Source organism: Marinomonas arctica (assembly GCF_003259225.1).
Classification (GTDB): Bacteria; Pseudomonadota; Gammaproteobacteria; order Pseudomonadales; family Marinomonadaceae; genus Marinomonas; species Marinomonas arctica.
Genome location: NZ_QHJF01000004.1, coordinates 34,464 through 55,268, shown reverse-complemented (window position 1 = coordinate 55,268; position 20,805 = coordinate 34,464). Strand labels below are relative to the sequence as shown.

The 20,805-nt window shown below is 46.0% G+C and carries 17 protein-coding genes; 11 read left to right on the top strand and 6 right to left on the bottom strand.

The window, feature by feature from the left end:
* Positions 1 to 3: 3 nt before the first annotated feature.
* The 6 genes from oppC (at position 4) to DK187_RS02980 (ending at position 5,790) form a co-directional block, all read left to right on the top strand.
* Positions 4 to 930: an oligopeptide ABC transporter permease OppC gene (gene oppC / locus DK187_RS03005; RefSeq protein ID WP_111605863.1), complete on the top strand. Its 927-nt coding sequence runs from the start codon at positions 4 to 6 to the stop codon at positions 928 to 930.
* 9 nt (positions 931 to 939) lie between these two features.
* Positions 940 to 1,929 carry an ABC transporter ATP-binding protein gene (oppD, locus tag DK187_RS03000; protein WP_111605862.1) on the top strand — a complete coding sequence of 330 codons (990 nt, stop codon included), beginning with the start codon at positions 940 to 942 and terminating at the stop codon, positions 1,927 to 1,929.
* Positions 1,929 to 2,939: a murein tripeptide/oligopeptide ABC transporter ATP binding protein OppF gene (gene oppF, locus DK187_RS02995; RefSeq protein WP_188322940.1), complete on the top strand. Its 1,011-nt coding sequence runs from the start codon at positions 1,929 to 1,931 to the stop codon at positions 2,937 to 2,939. The genes oppD and oppF overlap by 1 nt, the downstream gene beginning before the upstream one ends.
* A gap of 226 nt (positions 2,940 to 3,165) precedes the next feature.
* A complete protein-coding gene (locus tag DK187_RS02990; RefSeq protein WP_223232267.1) occupies positions 3,166 to 3,624 on the top strand; it encodes a putative pterin-binding protein in 459 nt (152 codons plus the stop codon).
* A 2-nt stretch (positions 3,625 to 3,626) separates the two neighbouring features.
* Positions 3,627 to 5,453, top strand: a complete 1,827-nt coding sequence (locus tag DK187_RS02985; protein WP_111605859.1) for a sensor histidine kinase — start codon at positions 3,627 to 3,629, stop codon at positions 5,451 to 5,453.
* Positions 5,446 to 5,790, top strand: a complete 345-nt coding sequence (locus tag DK187_RS02980; RefSeq protein ID WP_111605858.1) for an Hpt domain-containing protein — start codon at positions 5,446 to 5,448, stop codon at positions 5,788 to 5,790. Before DK187_RS02985 ends, DK187_RS02980 begins: the two co-directional genes overlap by 8 nt.
* Here the strand turns inward: DK187_RS02980 and DK187_RS02975 are convergent.
* From DK187_RS02975 to DK187_RS02950, 6 genes are all read right to left on the bottom strand, one after another.
* Positions 5,787 to 6,287: a GAF domain-containing protein gene (locus DK187_RS02975; protein ID WP_111605857.1), complete on the bottom strand. Its 501-nt coding sequence runs from the start codon at positions 6,285 to 6,287 to the stop codon at positions 5,787 to 5,789. The two genes, DK187_RS02980 and DK187_RS02975, sit on opposite strands and share 4 nt — an antisense overlap.
* 171 nt (positions 6,288 to 6,458) lie before the next feature.
* The gene (gene phoU, locus DK187_RS02970) at positions 6,459 to 7,172 is read right to left on the bottom strand and encodes a phosphate signaling complex protein PhoU (protein WP_111605856.1); all 714 of its coding nucleotides are present in this window, start codon (positions 7,170 to 7,172) and stop codon (positions 6,459 to 6,461) included.
* 14 nt (positions 7,173 to 7,186) lie between these two features.
* The gene (gene pstB / locus DK187_RS02965) at positions 7,187 to 8,017 is read right to left on the bottom strand and encodes a phosphate ABC transporter ATP-binding protein PstB (protein ID WP_111605855.1); all 831 of its coding nucleotides are present in this window, start codon (positions 8,015 to 8,017) and stop codon (positions 7,187 to 7,189) included.
* Between the two features lie 20 nt (positions 8,018 to 8,037).
* Positions 8,038 to 9,738 carry a phosphate ABC transporter permease PstA gene (gene pstA, locus DK187_RS02960; protein ID WP_111605965.1) on the bottom strand — a complete coding sequence of 567 codons (1,701 nt, stop codon included), beginning with the start codon at positions 9,736 to 9,738 and terminating at the stop codon, positions 8,038 to 8,040.
* A gap of 11 nt (positions 9,739 to 9,749) precedes the next feature.
* Positions 9,750 to 12,008 carry an ABC transporter permease subunit gene (locus tag DK187_RS02955; protein ID WP_111605854.1) on the bottom strand — a complete coding sequence of 753 codons (2,259 nt, stop codon included), beginning with the start codon at positions 12,006 to 12,008 and terminating at the stop codon, positions 9,750 to 9,752.
* 115 nt (positions 12,009 to 12,123) lie between these two features.
* A complete protein-coding gene (locus DK187_RS02950) occupies positions 12,124 to 13,092 on the bottom strand; it encodes a PstS family phosphate ABC transporter substrate-binding protein (protein ID WP_111605853.1) in 969 nt (322 codons plus the stop codon).
* A gap of 387 nt (positions 13,093 to 13,479) precedes the next feature.
* On the opposite strand from DK187_RS02950, the gene DK187_RS02945 reads away from it, so the two are divergent.
* From DK187_RS02945 to putA, 5 genes are all read left to right on the top strand, one after another.
* Positions 13,480 to 14,016 (top strand): TRAP transporter small permease subunit, encoded by a 537-nt coding sequence (locus DK187_RS02945; RefSeq protein ID WP_111605964.1) that lies wholly within the window; start codon positions 13,480 to 13,482, stop codon positions 14,014 to 14,016.
* Positions 14,016 to 15,404 (top strand): TRAP transporter large permease, encoded by a 1,389-nt coding sequence (locus DK187_RS02940; RefSeq protein WP_111605852.1) that lies wholly within the window; start codon positions 14,016 to 14,018, stop codon positions 15,402 to 15,404. The genes DK187_RS02945 and DK187_RS02940 overlap by 1 nt, the downstream gene beginning before the upstream one ends.
* A 9-nt stretch (positions 15,405 to 15,413) precedes the next feature.
* Positions 15,414 to 16,376 (top strand): NADPH:quinone reductase, encoded by a 963-nt coding sequence (locus DK187_RS02935; protein ID WP_111605851.1) that lies wholly within the window; start codon positions 15,414 to 15,416, stop codon positions 16,374 to 16,376.
* Between the two features lie 219 nt (positions 16,377 to 16,595).
* Positions 16,596 to 17,369, top strand: a complete 774-nt coding sequence (locus tag DK187_RS02930; protein WP_111605850.1) for a helix-turn-helix domain-containing protein — start codon at positions 16,596 to 16,598, stop codon at positions 17,367 to 17,369.
* 313 nt (positions 17,370 to 17,682) lie between these two features.
* Positions 17,683 to 20,805 carry a bifunctional proline dehydrogenase/L-glutamate gamma-semialdehyde dehydrogenase PutA gene (gene putA / locus DK187_RS02925; RefSeq protein ID WP_111605849.1) on the top strand — a complete coding sequence of 1,041 codons (3,123 nt, stop codon included), beginning with the start codon at positions 17,683 to 17,685 and terminating at the stop codon, positions 20,803 to 20,805.

Genomic DNA, 20,805 nt, shown 5'->3' with positions numbered 1-20,805 from the left:
ATTATGATGACTACAAAAGACAAGATTCAGGCCGTCGAACAGTTCGCCGAAAGAGTGGTGGAAGTCGAAGGTCGTAGCTTATGGCAAGACGCTCGTCGTCGCTTTTTTTCAAACCATGCCGCTGTCACCAGCTTAATTATTTTGACCATGATTGCCGCGATTGCTTTATTGGGTCCATTTTTCAGCCAATGGAATTACGATGACATCGATTGGGAAGCACTGTCTGATATTTCCACCCTAGGACGCCCAAATATTGAAAACGGTCATTACTTTGGCACCGACACCTTAGGCCGCGATATTTTTGTGCGCACCATGCAAGGTGGGCAAATCTCATTATTAGTCGGCATCATGGGCAGTGCCGTGGCGATCATCATAGGTACCCTTTATGGGGCGGCATCAGGGTATCTTGGCGGACGCGTTGACAGTGTGATGATGCGCTTCTTGGAAATCCTTAACTCCTTCCCGTTTATGTTCTTTGTGATCATTTTAATGACCTTGTTTGGTCGCCATATCTTCTTGATCTTCGTCGCCATTGGCGCGATTTCTTGGCTCGACATGGCGCGGATTGTACGCGGTCAAACGTTAAGTCTGAAAAATAAAGAATACATCGAAGCGGCTTACGCCTGCGGTGTCTCAACACCGAAAATCATCTTGCGTCATATTGTGCCAAATGTGCTGGGTATCGTGGTGGTTTACGCGACGTTGCTGGTACCAAATATGATCTTACTAGAATCTTTTATCAGCTTCTTGGGACTGGGTGTGCAAGAGCCAATGACCAGCTGGGGCGCGCTGATTTCAGAAGGCGCTCAGAATATGGAGATTGCCATCTGGCAATTGGCGTGGCCACTGGGTTTCTTAGTGGTAACGCTGTTTTGTTTTAACTTCCTCGGCGATGGCTTACGCGATGCGCTTGATCCAAAAGACCGCTAAGGAGGCCTTATGAGTTTATCGAATACAGAAAATTTATTAGAAGTAACGAACTTACGTGTCAATTTCAGAACGCCAGATGGTTTTGTGACGGCCGTGAATGATCTCAACTTCACCTTAGAACAAGGGCAAACGCTTGGTATTGTCGGCGAATCAGGCTCAGGCAAAAGCCAAACGGCCTTTGCTCTTATGGGCTTATTGGCAGGCAATGGCGTCATTGAAGGGGAAGCCCGCTTTAAAGGGCAAAACATTCTGACGCTCAACGAAAAAGCCATGAATCGCATTCGTTCCAAAGACATTGCGATGATTTTCCAAGATCCAATGACTTCATTGAATCCTTATATGAAAGTCGGCAAGCAACTCATGGAAGTCTTGATGCTTCACAAAGGTATGAGTAAAGCCGAGGCGTTTGAAGCCTCGGTGAAAATGCTCGACGCGGTCAAGATGCCAGAAGCGCACAAGCGTATGAACATGTACCCGCACGAGTTTTCTGGCGGCATGAGACAGCGAGTAATGATCGCGATGGCCTTGTTGTGCCAACCTAAGCTGTTGATCGCCGATGAGCCAACCACAGCGTTAGACGTGACGGTGCAAGCACAGATTCTAACCTTGTTGAATGAACTGAAAGACGACTTCAACACCTCTATCATCATGATCACTCATGATTTGGGAGTGGTCGCCGGTTTATGTGACAAGGTATTAGTGATGTACGCTGGGCAAACCATGGAATACGGTACAGCAGAGGACGTGTTTTATCGCCCTACGCATCCGTATACGCAAGGTTTGTTAAACGCCATTCCTCGCCTAGATGCCGATGACGAAAAGCTATCAACGATTCCGGGGAATCCACCTAACTTGCTGCAAATGCCTTCAGGCTGCCCATTCCAAGCACGCTGTGAATTTGCCAAAGATCGCTGTGGAGAAAGTATGCCAGAACTAAAAGAGTTTGCTCCGGGTCAGCTACGCGCTTGTCATAAATCCGTTGATGGATGGGTCGCCTAATGAAGACTGCAAATACCGTATTAATGGAAGTGAACAACTTAAAAGTCCACTTCAACATCAAATCAGACAACGCTTGGCCATGGGAAAAAGGCCAAACTCTCAAGGCCGTAGATGGCGTTAATTTAACCATTTACGCTGGGGAAACACTGGGTGTCGTAGGTGAATCAGGTTGTGGTAAATCCACACTGGCGCGCGCTTTATTGCGCCTTGTACCGATTACCGAAGGCAATGTGGTGTGGCTTGGACAAGATCTGACGGATCTAGACAAAAAACAAATGCGCAGTAAACGCCAAGAACTGCAAATGATCTTCCAAGATCCTTTGGCGTCACTGGATCCTCGTATGACAGTGGGCGACATCATTGCCGAACCACTCAAAACTTTCCGCCCAGAGCTGTCAAAAGAAGCAATGAAAGCGGAAGTGCGTAACATCATGGACCGAGTGGGTTTATTACCCAACGTGATTAACCGCTATCCACATGAGTTCTCAGGTGGTCAATGTCAGCGCATTGGCATTGCACGAGCACTGATCCTCAAACCAAAATTGGTTGTGTGTGATGAGCCTGTATCCGCTTTGGACGTTTCTATCCAAGCACAGGTCGTCAATCTGTTAAAAGAATTGCAAGCAGAAATGGGCTTATCGTTGGTGTTTATCGCCCACGACTTAAGTGTGGTCAAACATATTTCAGATCGCGTTTTGGTCATGTATCTGGGCAACGCGGTGGAACTTGCCAGCAAACGAGCATTGTACGAAAATCCTCAGCACCCATACACCAAGGCTTTATTGTCTGCGGTGCCTGTGCCGGACCCTAAAGTAGAACGAGGGAAAAAAATTCAGCTGCTGACTGGCGACTTACCATCACCTATTAGCCCGCCATCTGGCTGTGTGTTTCGCACTCGTTGCCCTCATGCCAATGAGATCTGTACACAACAAAAGCCCACTTTACAGGTATTGTCCGAAGAGCATCAAGCCGCCTGTTTACGCCTAGAAGACATCGCCAACGCCTCGTAAAGGCGGTGCGAATACGTCAAAAAACAAAAAAGCCGTTTGGTCCACCCAAATGGCTTTTTTATTGATGAAATATCATGTTATTTTTAGCATTCGCCACACAAGACCGTTATTTTTGTCTATTATAAAACTCTTATATTATCGATAGACATCACTCTATCATTTAACGGCGTCAAGGCTTTCATCTATGCGTTTATTATTTCCCTCTGTTTTTTTGTGCTTAATATTTATGTCTATCGCAACTCACGCATCAGAGATGCCAAATAACAAAACCATACTCACTGTCTCTGGGGCGATAAGCGCGGAACGGCAAGTCAAATTCGATATGACCATGCTGCAAACCTTGCCACAATATTCCATTACGACTCATAACCCATGGGCAAAAGGCCTTCACACTTATCAAGGTTTCTCCGCCATAGATTTATTAAAGCGCTTAGGAAGCCAAAGCACGCTCTTACAAGTGACCGCACTCAATGATTATATGACGGAAATTCCGGTCAGCGACTTTGCTGAAAATGGGGCTATTTTTGCGACACACCAAGATGGAAAACCCATGAGCGTCAGAAACCTTGGCCCCATCATGGTGATTTACCCCTTTGATGAACGCAAAGAATTAAAATCAGAATTGTTTTATGGCCGCTCTATCTGGCAAATACGTCACATCAAAGCAATGGCCATCACGGAGTAGAGATGTCACGTTTCTTTCAGGGGAATACTTGGCTGTCCAAGTTCAAAATATGGGTGGTATATGGCTTTATTACTTTCATTATCGCCATCACCATCGCCGTGTTTGCCATTATTACCTATACCAGCGACAGTTCAAAAAATAATGGTCGTCGCGTTTTCGAAAGCTCTTTATGGAATGCCTTGCAATTACAGGTACAGTCATATCGATTTCTAAACTATTTGGTGGCATTAGAAGACAGTGATTACCCACTTAATGGTAACGCTTTTTTTGAATACGATTTGCTAATGAGTCGCGTAGATTTACTGAGAGAAGGGGAAGTCGGCTCTCTGATTCGTAATTTTGAGGGGGGGCGCACAACCAGATTACTGAATATTATTAACGGTGAATTAGAACTGCTCAGTTTCAATCTCTCTAGAATAGAAGACGGTGATCGCTCTTACCTACCAGACTTGATTACCCGTATTAAAAACATCGAGGATCAGATCAATGAATTTGTCACCCTAGTGAACAAAGGTAGTAACGAATACATCAGTCGACAACACACCACTTTACAAAAGAACCTGAACGACATTCAACTGCTTTCAATGGCATTACTTACCTGCCTCTTATGTCTGTGTTTTTTGACCATCAAAGGTTTAACTGAACTCAAAAATGTCTTTCGGCGCAACGATAACCTGCAATCTGGCATCCTCTCAGTTCATGAAGACAAATCAGACATGCTGTCTTTTATTCATCAAGAAATACGTTCTCCGATTAACGCGATTCTTGGGGCGGCTAAAACCCTCAAAAACACCACGTCTTATCACGATACAGAGGCACTGTCTCAACATATTGAAGAGTCTGGTCAGCAGCTGCTGCAAACCATCGAAATGTTTTCTGACCTCGCCTTGATTGATGCCAAGAAACTCTCGCTCACGATAACCACCGAAAACTTGAGTAAAAATATTCATGACTACCTTGCTATTTTTGAGCCGCAAATGTCACGAAAAAGCCTACAAGGTATTGCCTACATAGATCCCCTATTACCAACAAATATTCAAATGGACTTCTCTAGGGTCAAAGAAATCATCGTCGCATTGCTTCAAAATGCCATTGCTCATACACCTTCAGGCAGTATTAGTTTACAAGTACGCCCATCCGCACTGAACGCCCCAAAAGGACAGCTGCCTACGAATGCAAAAGAAGCGAAAATGCTACAAATTGCCATTAGAGATACGGGGCTTGGTATGCCCAACCAGCTGCAGCAAAACTTAAGGATTAACCCCGCATTGCCCATGCAACAAGAAGGTCCGCTGCCTAGCAAAGTTGGCTTAAGCCTCGCTTTGTGTCATAAATTGGTTTATCTGATGAAGGGCGAAATGCATTTTTCTTGCGCGCCAGAGAAAGGCTGTGAATTTTGGGTCGATCTTCCTTATTACGAACCAAATGATAATGATCAAAATACTTCGCCAACGTTCCAATGCCCCAACAAAACACAAGCCCTGATCATAGAAACAGACACGCATCTGGCCAAAATCATTGGCTTACAACTCTCTACCTTTAATATGGAAGTCACTTTTTCTAAGGACGGAAGCTTCCAAGAACATAAAGACTACGATCTCATCATGCTAGGCAACACACCGCGCTTTGAACGGGATGGAAAAGACGCCATTTTACAATGGAAAACAAAATCGTGCCCAATACTCGGCTATCATCCAAAAGCCCTAAGTACCCCAGAATATTCCGTCATTCCCCTTTATTTCCCATTGACACAAGAGCAGTTGGAGCCGCATATTTGTGCGCTATTCTCCAACACAAGAATACCAATAAAAGTTGATAATCATGATTGATCAAGCACACCTAGATACTCTTACCCAATTGCTGGGAAGAGACACTATTAATCAAATACGCTTAGAATACATTGAAGACAGCAGTGAAAAATTAGAGCAATTGTTACAAGCCTGGGACGAAAAAAACTACGCAGAACTTAGACAAGTTAGCCATTCGCTTAAATCCGCCAGCCTAAACATGGCCATGTCAACGTTCGCCAAGCAATGCCAACAAATAGAACAATCAACCACCTTGCAGCACAATGAGCAAGATATGCAAGCGATTATCGACGAATTACCCAGCTTGCACACTCGCTCGTTACAGGCGCTCGAACAGTATTTTTCAGACCTGGCTTAAAACGACCAAGAAATGTCTGTCGAATCGATAAATGTACCAACAAAAGACTCTAAGCCAGCTTGATCAACCTCGGAGAAACGTCCAACGTTTGGGCTATCAATGTCGAATACCGCTATCAGCTTGCCATCTACTACCACAGGAATCACTAATTCAGACGCCGATGCGGCATCGCAAGCAATATGTCCATCGAAAGCATGAACATCTTCGATCCGCTGCGTCTGTAATGTCATGGCCGCTTTACCACATACCCCACGACCGAATGGAATTCGCGTACAAGCCACCTTGCCAACATAAGGCCCAAGCACTAACTCATCACCACGCACAAAATAAAACCCCGACCAATTAAGATCCGTAAGGGTTTGCATGACGAAAGCAGAAAATTGAGACGCATTGCAAATAAGATCACGCTCGCCACTTAGCAACGCCGCTAACTGAGCATTAAGATCTTGATAACGTGCTTCAAGTGACGCGGTAGCGTCCATTTCTATAGTAAACATAACACCTTACACCAAATAAAACGAAAGTCTTATGATAGCAAAGCGCGCTTAAGAGCCCACCAATAATCCTATTTTTTTATCGACATTTTAGTGAGTAAGAGAAAGGGAAGAAAACAGAAAAAAGCCTTCTCTTGGCTGGCGTTAACGCCCACCAAGAGAAGGTTGTAGGACTTATTTGGCTTTATAATCTGGCGTCAAGTCATTCACATTGACGTGACGAACGTCCACGCCTTTGATCATAAAGATCAAGTGTTGGCAGGTATGACGAGCATGATCACCAATACGCTCAAGCGAACGAAGTACCCAGATCACGTTAATCACTCGAGAAATACTGCGAGGATCTTCCATCATATAGGTTACTAAGGAACGCATTGCCGTGTTGTATTCTTGATCGACGTTACGATCTTGCTTCGCCACTTTAATCGCCATGTCGATGTCTAAACGCGCATAAGCATCCAATGCGTCATGCACCATGCGAGACACCATTTCGCCAATACGGTTAATCTCAACATAACCACGAGGAGACTCGCCTTCGTTGACCAGATTCAGTGTCAAATTCGCAATTTTCTTCGCTTCGTCACCAATGCGCTCTAATTCACTAACGGCTTTACTGATGGATAAAATCATTCGCAAATCCGAAGCGGCTGGCTGACGCTTCGCCAAAATACGAGTACATTCTTCGTCAATTAGGCCATCTAATTGGTTCACCGTTGCGTCTTGGTTTTTGACTTCTTCAGCCAAAACACCATTGCTGTCTAATAAAGCTTGAACAGCGTCTTGCACCTGGTTTTCCACCACGCCGCCCATGGTTAAAAAGTGCTGACGCAACGCTTCCAGTTCATTGTTAAACTGCTGAGAAATATGATCCGTCGTTAATTCTTTCATAATGCGTCCTCCGCCTAGCCGTAGCGGCCCGTGATGTAGTCTTCTGTTTGTTGTTTTTCTGGGTTCGTAAACAAAGTATTGGTATCGCCAAACTCCACCAAATCCCCCAAATACATAAACGCTGTATAATCCGATACCCGCGCCGCTTGTTGCATGTTATGCGTAACAATGGCGATGGTGAACTCGTTCTTTAGTTCGTGAATCAGCTCTTCGATTTTTAACGTCGAAATAGGGTCCAATGCCGAAGCAGGCTCATCCAACAACAGCACTTCTGGTTTCACCGCTACGGTACGGGCAATCACCAAGCGCTGTTGCTGACCACCAGACATTCCCAATGCACTCTCATGCAAACGATCTTTCACCTCATCCCACAAAGCCGCGGAACGCAATGACCACTCTACGGTTTCATCCAATAGGCGTTTTTTGTTAATGCCTTGAATACGTAGGCCATAAGCCACGTTTTCGTAGATACTTTTTGGAAACGGGTTTGGTTTTTGAAACACCATGCCAACACGACGACGTAACTCAGCGACATCGGTGCCTTTGGCATAAATGTTTTCATTATGTAGATTAATCTCACCGGTGATGCGACAAGTGTCCACCAGATCGTTCATACGGTTGAAGCAACGTAACAAGGTGGATTTACCACAGCCTGATGGCCCGATAAACGCGGTTACTTTCTTTTCAGGGATGACCATGTTCACCCCTTTTAATGCTTCTTTCTCACCATAATAAAGGTGCAAATCGTTTACAGAAAGGCAAACGGTTTCATCTTCAATACGCAAAGCCTTTTGGCTACGCTGCATTGCCGAAATATCAATTGAGTGTGTTTTTGCTTCGCTCATAATAATCTCTTCTCCGCCGCTTACATTTCCAGCGATTTGTATTTTTCACGTAAATGGTTACGAATGGTTACTGCCGACAAATTCAATAAGGCAATAACAATCACGAGTAATAAGGCCGTTGCGTAGACCAATGGTCGTGCCGCTTCAACGTTAGGGCTTTGGAAACCCACATCATAAATATGGAAGCCTAGGTGCATGAATTTCTGATCTAAATGGATATAAGGATAATTACCATCTAAAGGCAGAGACGGTGCCAATTTTACCACACCCACCAGCATCAAAGGTGCTACTTCACCCGCGGCACGAGCCACGGCCAATATCACACCCGTCATAATCGCCGGACTCGCCATTGGCAACACCACACGCCATAATGTTTCCGCTTTTGTCGCACCTAGAGCCAAGCTGCCTTCACGCACATTGCGAGGGATACGTGCTAAACCTTCTTCGGTTGCCACAATCACCACAGGTAAGGTCAATAGAGCAAGCGTTACCGATGCCCACATAAGACCACCCGTACCAAAGGTTGGCGACGGCAAAGCCTCTGGAAAAAACGCCTGATCGATACCAGACCCCAAAAAGTAGATAAAGAAGCCCAAACCAAACACACCGTAAACGATAGATGGCACGCCCGCTAAGTTATTAACCGCGATACGGATAATACGCGTCACCCAACCTTGGGAAGCGTATTCACGCAAATACACCGCAGCAACGACACCAAAAGGCGTTACCAAAACCGTCATCAGCAACACCATCATGACGGTACCGAAGATAGCAGGGAATACACCACCCTCTGTATTGGCTTCACGTGGTTCAGCTGTGAGAAACTCCCACAATTTAACAAAGTAGAAGCCTATTTTTTCAGGAACCCCCATCGCGTTCGCACGATAAGCATGAACAATTTTTGCAACAGCGATTTCGTGTACGGAACCGTCCATTACCTGAACAATAAAGCTATCACGATTAATTTCTCCGTAAAGATCAATCAAGCTCTGTTGCAGTCCTTTGTATTCTTCATCGTACTGGCTGCGCTCTGCCGCAAGATCAGCCTCGGCTGCCGGCGTTAGCTTGCCTTCTAATTCAAGACTACGCTGTTTTAAACGAATGCGCTCAAGACCATAGTTGATTCGACCTATGTCTGTTTTCTCAATTTTCTTGATCTCTTCATGAATCCTTGCCGCTCGATCAATACTCTTCTCGAAAACTTGCCAAGTCGCTAATGCCGAATCGGTAGGCTCAAGGTCCGCCGTTTCAGAAACGATTTGTCCGTTTTCTTTCACCGCTTTGAGATAACCATATAAGTTACCCCACTCATGACGCTCTGCTGTGAACAACATCTCTGGACGTTTGCTGTCCGTTAAATACTCATCAAGCACCCAACGAAAGTCCGCACCGTAAACATCACGGTTACCGGTTTTCATCAATGTCCGCTGCATCAGCTCATGTTCATCTGGAATATTGATACCGGCTTCACGTAATTGCGCTGCGGGTACTTCAACGCTTTCTACGCGTTCAGCCACAATGTTGTAAGCAGGCTGACCTGGTAAAGCATAATTCGCCTCTACCACGTCTGCAGGCCAAAAATGCCCTAGACCACGCACGGCAATCAGTAGCAATAATCCAACCACCATGATAACAGATATCGCCACAGCGCCCGCATTCAGCCACACCCACGGATCACCAGACTTGACCCACTCGGATACGGACTTTTTCTTCATTTTCATTTCAATACTCATTATAGCGACCCGTATTTTTTGCGTAGGTGCTGACGCACGGTTTCAGCGATTGTGTTCACCACAAAAGTGAAGATAAAGAGCACAAACGCCGCTAAGAACAAGACACGATAGTGAGAACTTCCCACCGCAGACTCTGGCACTTCCACCGCTAAGTTAGCGGCTAGAGTTCGCATACCCTCAAAGATGTTAAAGTCCATAATCGGAGTGTTACCAGTTGCCATCAGTACGATCATGGTCTCGCCAACCGCACGACCCATACCGATCATAACGGCCGAGAAAATACCTGGGCTGGCCGTCGGCAAAACAACACGAGTCATGGTTTGCCAGTAAGTTGCACCCAACGCAAGAGAGCCCTGAGTTAATGACTTAGGCACACTAAAAATGGCGTCTTCAGTAATAGAGAAGATGGTTGGAATCACCGCAAAGCCCATGGCAAAACCGACCACTAACGCGTTACGTTGGTCAAAAGTAATACCAAGATCATTGGTAATCCAGCCACGAATATTGCCATCAAAGAAGCTAAGCTCTATCACTGGACTCAAGGCCAAGCAAAGCCAAGCAAGCAATACAATGACAGGGATTAACAGCAATGGCTGCCAACCTTCAGGCACCAACCAGCTAACTTTTTGTGGTAAACGAGACCATAGGTAAGCAAACAACAAGATACCGACTGGCAAGACAACCAATATACTAAAGGTTGCTGCAAGGTTTTCTTCCATAAAAGGCGCGAAGAACAAACCCGCTAAGAAACCTAAAATAACCGTTGGTAAGGCTTCCATTAATTCGATAACCGGTTTGATTTTGCGACGTAACGCTGGCGCCATAAAGTACGCCGTATAAATCGCACCACAAATGGCTAAGGGTACCGCCATTAACATGGCATAAAATGCGGCTTTGAGAGTACCAAACGCCAACGGTGTTAAGCTGTATTTAGGCTCAAAGTCGTTATTGGCCGCAGAGGACTGCCAAGTATAGGTAGGTTCTTGATACCCCTCGTACCATACCTTACCCCAAATGGCAGACCAAGATACTTCAGGGTGTTGATTGTCCACGTAGAAGAAATGCAAACCTTTGCTGTCTTCTAATAGCAGTCCGTTAGCGCGGGGCGCAAAACTGATCAGACGAGCCGTACCATCGGTTAATTTCTCGTCAATAACCTGACGCGTAGACGTGGCATTATAAATCGCCACAATGCCACGCTCATCAAGAGTAGCAAAGCCTTTACGACGTTGTTCCATGGCTAAACCCACCAAGGCAACAGGCTGCTTTACATCCCGAATAAAGGTTAAATGCTCTTCATTGGTCGCGTTATCACGGACGTTAAACCATTGGCTCACTCGACCAGAAGAATCCGCCACCATGATAGAAGACTGACCTAGCAGGTAAGACATGGAAACCAGCTTGGCATCTTCTTTTAATAGGGAAATATTGTCTTTGAGCGTGATGTTATCAAAGTCACGCAGATCAAATTCGCTCAGCTGACCAGAGCGAGTTGCGACGTACAAATAACGCTGATCACCACTAATCAGTACGCTGACGATATCGGCAACGAATGGCAAGGCTTTACTTTGCTCACTCAACTCCACTTCTTCAGTGATAAAGTTGACCTCTTTCGACACCTTAGTAATGGCACTCTTGCCGTCACCAATCGCCACCACGGTCAAGCTGTCACTGCCATCACGAAGACTCATTTTGTTAATTGGAAAATCGGCCACATCAATCGGCTCTTCCCCATAAGGGTATTCAACAACCGGGGTGATTTTACGTTTGCCATCTGGGTACGAAATTTTGTAATCGTGTTTTACGATGAGCGCCTTACCATCGTTGTAACCAAATGCGATCAATCGACTGGTATCAGACTCCACTGCAAACGCCGTCACTTCTTCCGTACGTAGGTTTTCCACCGTGTCTATGACACTACCATCTGCAATGGAAAAAAATACGACACTACCAAGACTGGTGACTCGCATACCAACTTCTGATTGCTCTTCCGCTGATAAATAGAGACTGTCGCCCTGCTCTTCGGCAGGCACCGCATAACTGGCCTGCTGTTCAATGGAGGCTCCAGAGAACAACGGCATCACTTCATACAGTAAATAGAAACAAATCAGCAACACAGCCAAAATAACACTGTTGCCGCCAACTGCAATACCCATACTAGCCATACGGTCTTTCAGGGCACGAATCTTACGATGACGCTTAAGAGCTGGCGTATTAAAATCCAGTTCCGGCATCTGATGGTCAGTTGATTTAGTCATCCGCATTCATCTTTTTATGTGACGTTTTTATGACAACCTACGAAGCAAGAAAAGTAGGAGAGCGTTTCAGCCCTCCCACTTTAAGTATCTCATTCGTAGCTCGCTACCGCGTTGCTTAGTTAATACCCAAATCGCTTAGGTATTTGTTAGCCACTTTTGCTGGTAGAGGAACATAACCGTCTTTTACGACAACCTCTTGACCAGTTTTAGAAAGCACCATCTTAACAAACTCACGTTGCATTGGTTCTAACGGCTTGTTTGGCGCTTTGTTAATGTAAACATAAAGGAAACGAGACAATGGGTATTTACCAGTTGCTGCGTTTTCTGGCGTTGCCGCTACATAGGCATCACCCTCTTTTTTCGACAATGGCAATGCACGTACAGAAGAGGTGGTATAACCGATACCAGAATAACCAATACTGTTTAGAGACGTTGAAACAGACTGTACAACAGATGCAGAACCAGGTTGCTCGTTTACGTTATTTTTAAAGTCGCCTTTATAAAGGGCGTTTTCTTTAAAGTAACCGTAAGTACCAGATACAGAGTTACGACCAAACAACTGGATATCACGATTTTCCCAAGCACCCGTTAGACCGGCTTTACCCCAAGTCGTGATGTCTTCGCTGTGTCCACCTTTACGTGTGGAAGAGAAGATCGCATCGATCTCAGGAAGAGACAAACCTTTCACTGGGTTATCTTTATGAACAAAAACCGCTAGCGCATCGATCGCTACTGGAATAGCTGTTGGCTTGTAGCCATATTTCTTCTCGAAATCAGCGATTTCTTTGTCTTTCATAGCACGAGACATAGGACCGAAGTTTGATGTACCTTCTGTCAATGCTGGTGGCGCAGTAGAAGAACCAGCCGCTTGAATTTGAATGTTAACATTTGGGTATAAGCGCTTAAATTCTTCCGCCCACAATGTCATCAAGTTTGCCAAAGTATCAGAACCGATACTTGAAATGTTGCCAGAAACGCCACTTGCTTTGCTGTAAGAAATTAAATCGGCATCAACATCTGCAAAAGCGTTAAAAGAAACGCCTACTGCTGCTGTCATTGCTAAACCCGCAACTAGTTTTTTCATCACATAAACCTCAGTGGTAACAATCAAAATTTTATGAGCAAGTGCCCATAGCTCGTTCGATGTTTTTAACTATAGAAAAGATATGTGACAAAAATGTTAAAGAATGAAATATTTCAAAAAAAATTAGCGGTGCATACAAAAACAGTAGAAAGAAACATGATTTCCTTAGCATCAAATAAGAGTTTGGGGACTCTACAATAGACAGGAAACACATTCAAACGGCGGTTTCAAGACGCCAACAATATTCCCAAGCGTGGCGTTATCCAATAGACTAGCCGTCCGGATTTTCTAATGAAAGACATCAGACGCTTTAGGCATAATTTTTAAGGATCTGACCTCTACTTTAACCATCCGATCATAATGATTAAAAAAACTGTGGGTACTTTCATGTTCAACAAATTAATCTGTGCGGCTGAGGCGATTTCCCATTACACGGGAAAATGCGTTGCTTGGTTTACATTAGCTATGATGCTGCTTACTTGCTTCATCGTGCTTCTACGCTATGGTTTTGGTATTGGCTCTACGGCCATGCAAGAATCGGTTCTTTATCTACACGCGATGGTGTTTATGCTAGGAGCCGCTTATACGCTCAAAGACGACGAACATGTTCGGGTCGATGTTTTTTACCGTGGTTTTTCGGTAACCAAAAAAGCGTGGGTCAATATTATTGGTGGTGTTTTCTTCCTTTTACCCTTCACGCTTTACACTGCATATCTAAGCTTGGATTACGTCAGCGCCTCTTGGCGAGTAATGGAAACATCCGCAGAACCTGGCGGTTTGCCTTTTGTGTATCTGCTTAAAACGCTGATTCCCATTATGATGGTGAGTCTGATTCTTCAAGGTACAGCAGATATTCTAAAAAATATTGGCGTAATAAACGCGGCCCGCTCCCCAATTAATAGACACGCGAAAGGACAAAACTAATGGCTGAATTTATTCCACTGTGGCTTTTTGCCGGCGTATGCGTGTGCTTATTATTTGGCTATCCTGTGGCGTTTTCTTTAGGTGGTACGGCACTGATTTTTGCGGCAGTCGGCGCCATGTTCGGTACCTTTGATGGTGTGTTCCTAGAAGCCTTACCCAATCGCTTGTTTGGTATTGTAGGTAACGAGACGCTCATCGCTGTGCCACTTTTTGTATTAATGGGAGTATTGTTAGAAAAATCCAAATTGGCGGAAAAATTATTGGATTCCATGGCCATGCTGTTTGGAAGCTTACGTGGGGGCTTGGGGATTTCTGTGATTCTGGTCGGTATGTTACTCGCTGCCAGTACTGGGATTGTCGGCGCGACCGTCGTCACCATGGGGATGATTTCCTTACCTACCATGTTACGCCGTGGCTACGATCCAGCTTTGGCAGCGGGCACCATTTGTGCTACCGGCACATTAGGTCAAATCATTCCCCCCTCCATCGCGTTGGTGTTATTGGGTGATGTGATGTCAAATGCGTTCCAAAAAGCGCAATTGGACATGGGAGTGTTCTCACCAAAAACCGTATCGGTTGGGGACCTTTTTGTCGGTGCGCTGATTCCAGGTTTGCTTTTGGTTGGACTGTACATTCTTTACGTCATTATGGTGGCTTGGTTACAGCCACATAAAGCCCCTGCCGTGCCCCGTGAAGAGCTTCGTAATGGTTCCACTGAGCCATTAGTCATTTTACTGTTTAAAGGGCTACTACCACCCTTATTGTTGATTTTTGCGGTACTTGGGTCGATTCTTAGTGGTATCGCAACGCCTACCGAAGCGGCTGGTGTTGGCGCACTGGGTGCGGCCCTATTGGCTTGGGGCAGCGGGAAACTCAGCATAACGACCCTAAAAGATGCCGTCTATTCCACCACCAAAGTCACTAGCATGGTGTTCATGATATTAATCGGGGCGTCATTGTTCTCTTTGGTATTCCGAGGCTTTGGTGGTGAAGAGTTAATTCAGGATTTCTTCTCCCAGCTTCCTGGTGGTGTGGTTGGCGCGATGATCGTGGTGATGCTGCTGATGTTCTTCCTTGGCTTCATCCTAGACTTTATCGAAATCACCTTTGTCGTGGTGCCCATCGTAGCGCCAGTATTGTTAGCGATGGGGTTAGATCCAATTTGGTTAGGCATTATGATGGCGATCAATTTGCAAACGTCTTTCCTAACCCCGCCCTTTGGTTTTGCACTGTTTTACCTACGTGGTGTCGCGCCACCTGAACTGAAAACTCAGTCAATATACAAAGGCGTTATTCCTTTTATCCTGATTCAAATTTTCGTGTTAATCATGTTATCGATTTGGCCAGAACTGGCGACTTGGCTACCAGAACAGGTCTATGCCGACTAGGAGTTCAATATGAAAGCTATGCAGATTAAGAACTACGGCCCAGCCAGCGATTTATCGCTGGTTGAGGCTCAAAAGCCAAGCATCACAGCAGACCAAATTTTGGTACAAGTTGGCGCAGCTGGGGTGAACCCAGTAGACACTTATATTCGCTCTGGCACCAACAACTACACAGCTAAGTTTCCGCACACGCCTGGCTCTGATGGCGCCGGTACGATTGTTGAGCTAGGCGCTAACGTAACCGGTTTTGCGATTGGTCAGCGTGTTTATTTCAGTCGTAATCTCAGCGGTTCTTCTGCTGAGTTTACCGCTTGTGCCGCAACACACACCTACCCTTTAGCAGATGCCCTCTCGTTTGAGGAAGGCGCTTGTGTAGGCATTCCTTATACCACCGCTCACCGTGCTTTGTTTGGGCGCGCAAATGGTAAAGCAGGCGACAAGGTGTTGGTACATGGCGCAACGGGTGCCGTTGGCATTGCAACCGTACAACTTGCCTTAGCCGCAGGCATGGACGTAGTCGCAAGTTCTGGTACAGCCGCTGGCGCAGCTTTATTGCGCGAGCAAGGCGTAACTAACGTCATTATGCACAATGAAGCAGACCATCTTGCACCTTATCAATCGTTAGACACTGGTTTTGATATTGTTATCGAGATGCTCGCCAATCACAACTTAGATCAAGACTTAAAAGCCTTGGCTTTTGGCGGTTGTGTCGCTGTCGTGGGCAATCGTGGCACAGTGGAGATTAATCCACGTGACTTGATGGCTCGTGATGCGTCCGTGGTGGGTGTGGCTTTAGCCAATACCAAACCTAATGAATTGGCCTTAATTGCAAAAGCCTTACGCCCTTTGTTTGAAAAAGGGGTTTTAAAGCCCGTGATTCGTCATTGTTATGCCCTGAAGGAGCTCGGGCAGGCCCATGAAGACGTTTTAAAACCGGGTGCATTGGGCAATCTTGTTGTTCGCATTACTGAGTAAAAAAACAAAACGCCGGTGAACGCGGTGCTGCCATTAAGGCAGAGCATCGCGTTGCACTTTTCCAGCCACGTCGTTCATCAGTCAGTACCAAAAAGCCTCATTAGAACAAGCATTAAGGCGATAAAAGAACGATAAAATCCGTTATCTCCAAAAAAATACGCTACTAAAGCCACTATAAGCTCGCTATACTTCTTCTCTTAATTTACTCAAAGGTGCATTTTGACTCAGTCTGATTCCGATGTTTTCAGCCTGCCAAACGAAGCGGATGCTCACGATCACGATTATCATCAATTAGTGGTCGTATTAGATGGCAATACCGATTTCGATATCGAAGGCAAAGGCAAACAACTGCACACTGGCGAAGGTTGTATTCTTCCGTCAGAGAACAGTCATGCATTTGCGGGTCTGGGGGAAAATCGCATCATGGTCGTCAATCTGCCGATCCCACCGCAGAAAGGTATTACCGACGAAGAATACGAAATCGTCTCTCGTTTGTTCGACCAAGCGGCCTATTTTCAGCTTAATCCACGTTTGCAGATATTAGCCTCGGCGTTGTCTGGCGAATTACAGCAATACCCAAATGATCTGATTTTGGCACGCGCCTGTGGCAACACTTTACTCAGCGCCATTCGCCATCAAGTCAACAATAAAGACATTCGCACCCGTGGCAATCATCTAGATATTGATAAACTTGACCAATTTATTGAACTGAATTTGTCTCGCCGAGTGCACATTGATCAGTTGGCGAATTTCTGCTTTTTAAGCGTCAGTCAATTTCATGAGCGCTTTAAAGATCGTACTGGTATGACGCCGCACCAATACCTCATGCGCAAGCGTTTAGAACGTGCACAAAGCTTGCTCGCGGAAGGTGTTCCCCCCATTCAAGTGGCTGAAATGTGTGGCTTTTCCAGCCAAAGCGCCATGACCAATGTGTTTTCCCAAACCCTTGGCATTACGCCATTAAAGTATCAAAAGCAGTTCGGTAATCGTTAATTCTTTTTCATCCTAAAATGCCATATTACGCCCTATTTGTAGGCACTTTTATGGTTTCCTAGACGCGCCTGAACCAGAATGAGTCTACGCTGTATTTATTCTTGTTCAGTCGGACTTTCTTATAAAAAAAAACGATTTTTTCGAAAGACAGTGACTCTCTTCTGTCACTAAAGTGTCAGCATTATCCAGACATGCATTTTTTTGACGGTACAGAGCAAAGAAATAGTCAAAAAAGCGCTTAATGCTCTATAACAATATGCGGCCTTAATAAAAAATCCGTCGATTTTTTATGTTAACGCGGGAGAATTCAACCATGTTTAAAGCGATTGAGGTGTTACAACCTAACTTCATTCAGCGTCCACTTAATGAATTGTGGCAGCTCATTTCCCCTCTTTACAATATGGACGAAGAGAAGTGGTTAAACGAACTACTGCCTTTGGCGAAGCCGTCTGAAGAAGAGCTGGCAATACAAACTGACGCCGCCGCCACGCTCATCGCGGAAGTCCGCAAAGACGACGACAGCATGTCGATGATTGACGCCTTGCTACTGGAATACAGTCTCGACACCAAAGAAGGCATTTTGCTGATGTGTTTGGCAGAAGCCTTGATGCGCGTACCAGATAAAGAAACCGCAGACGCTTTTATTAAAGACCGTTTGAGCGTCGCTGACTGGGCATCTCACGCAAAAAATTCCGACTCTTTTTTCGTGAACGCATCGACTTGGGGCTTATTATTGACGGGTAAAATCGTCACCATGAGCGAGAAAAAAGACGGCACACCAGCCAATTTGGTTAACCGCATGGTAAATCGTGTTTCTGAGCCAGTGATTCGTAAAGCGATGAACCAAGCGATGAAAATCATGGGGCATCAATTCGTTCTAGGCCGCAGCATCACTGAAGCCTTATCCCGTGGTAAAAGCTACCGCGACAAGGGTTACACTTATTCTTTCGACATGCTGGGTGAAGCCGCATTAACCGCGGAAGATGCCGACAAATACTTACGCTCTTATGAGCAAGCGGTTGAATCTGTCGGTAAAGACACTTATAGCCAAAAGTACCGCCCAACGATTTCTATTAAGCTTTCCGCTCTGCACCCACGTTATCAAGTCGGTTGTGAAGAACGTGTTATGACCGAACTTTTTGCCAGTGTAAAAGGTTTAATCACCAAGGCCCGTGCGCTCAACGTTGGCATCACAATCGATGCTGAAGAAGCCGATCGTCTTGAGCTATCGTTGCATTTGTTTGAGAAGCTTTTCCGTGACGAATGCACCAAAGGATGGGGCTTGTTCGGTCTTGTGGTTCAGGCCTACTCTAAACGCGCGCTACCGGTCTTAGTGTGGTTGGCGGCGTTATCTAAAGAGCAAGGTGATCGTATTCCTGTGCGTCTTGTAAAAGGCGCTTACTGGGATTCTGAAATCAAGATGTGCCAACAACGCGGCATCAATGGTTACCCCGTTTACACTCGCAAAGAATCCACCGACGTTTCTTACTTAGCGTGTGCGCACTTCTTATTGAGCGAACACACTCGTGCCAATATCTTCCCACAGTTTGCCAGCCATAATGCGCACACTATCGCGACGATTAGCTGCCTAGCCAAACAGTTAGGTGCGACGACAGAAGAATTCGAATTCCAACGTTTACATGGTATGGGCGATGCGCTTTATAACCGCTTAATCAAAGACAGCGACATTTGTGTACGCATCTACGCACCCGTTGGTAGCCATAAAGATTTGCTTCCCTACTTGGTTCGTCGTCTGCTCGAAAACGGCGCCAACAGCTCATTCGTTCACCGTTTGATCGATGCTAGTTACCCCATTGCTGAGCTAATCAACCACCCAGTCACTACGCTAGAAAGTCGTAAATCTCTAGCGAACTCGCACATTGCGCTGCCATCCGCCTTGTTTAACGACCGTAAAAACTCCTTTGGTCCAAACATTGAAATCGAATCAGAATGGACGCCTTTCAAGGCAAAAATTGCCCCATTTATGGGACAAGACACTCAATGGCGTGCCTTCCCTATCGTGGGTGGCGAGAAAGTAGCCACAGGTCAAACGCATTCTATTGCAAGCCCTTACGACCACAGCCAAACCGCAGGGCAAATTGACTGGGCAGACGCAGCGACTGTTACCAAGGCCATTGACCTGGCTGAAGCCGCTTTCCCTGCGTGGTCTGCGCGTCCAGCGACAGAACGAGCAGATTGCCTAGATAAAATGGCCGACTTGATGGAAGAGAACTACGCCGAATTGATGGCGCTTTGCCACCGTGAAGCGGGTAAAACCATCCAAGACAGCATCGACGAAGTACGTGAAGCGGTGGATTTCTGTCGCTATTATGCTCAACAAGCCCGTAGCCACTTCGCCAATCCAACTCGCTACACAGATTTCTTAGGCCAAGAAAAACAAGCCAAGCTAAACGGCCGCGGCGTGTTTACTTGTATCAGCCCATGGAACTTCCCATTGGCCATCTTTACCGGTCAAGTGGTTGCGGCGCTTGTCGTGGGTAACACAGTAGTGGCAAAACCTGCAGAACAAACCAGCTTGATTGCTTCTCGTGCGGTAGAAATGCTGCATCAAGCAGGTGTTCCGACTGACGTACTTCACTTGTTACCGGGTGACGGTGCCACCGTTGGCGCTCCACTAACGAGCGACAAGCGCATTGCTGGCCTTGCTTTCACCGGTTCCACCGGCACAGCACAATTAATCAACCGTACCCTAGCGGCGCGTGGCGTGGCACCTGTACCTATTATTGCGGAAACGGGCGGTCAAAACGCCATGTTGGTGGATTCAACATCATTGCCTGAACAAGTGGTTCGTGACGCCGTCCGTTCAGCCTTTGCCTCCGCGGGTCAGCGTTGTTCTGCATTGCGCGTCTTGTTTGTACAAGCAGACATCGCAGATCGCGTTATTCCGATGATCAAAGGCGCCATGGCAGAGCAAAGCGTTGGCTTACCTTACCTACATAGCACAGATGTGGGTCCGGTTATCGATAAAAAAGCACAAAAAATGCTGCTTGATCACATCGAATACATGAAAGCGAATGCTAAATTGATCGCCCAAACTGATTTGCCTGATTTTGCAGAAAAAGGCACTTTCGTTGCGCCAACTGCGTTTGAGATCAACAGCATTGATCAGCTAACCGATGAGAAATTTGGCCCTATCCTGCACGTTGTTCGTTACAAAGCACGTGACTTAGACAAGATCATCGACACCATCAATAACTCAGGCTTTGGCTTGACGATGGGGGTTCACAGCCGTAATGAAACCACGTGCGCACGCATTGCTAGTCGCGCTCGCGTGGGTAACCTGTACATCAACCGCGACCAAGTCGGTGCGGTGGTGGGTGTTCAGCCTTTCGGCGGACAAGGTTTATCCGGCACAGGACCGAAAGCTGGCGGCCCACATTACCTTCAACGCTTCGCTATTGAGCAAGACCTTTAA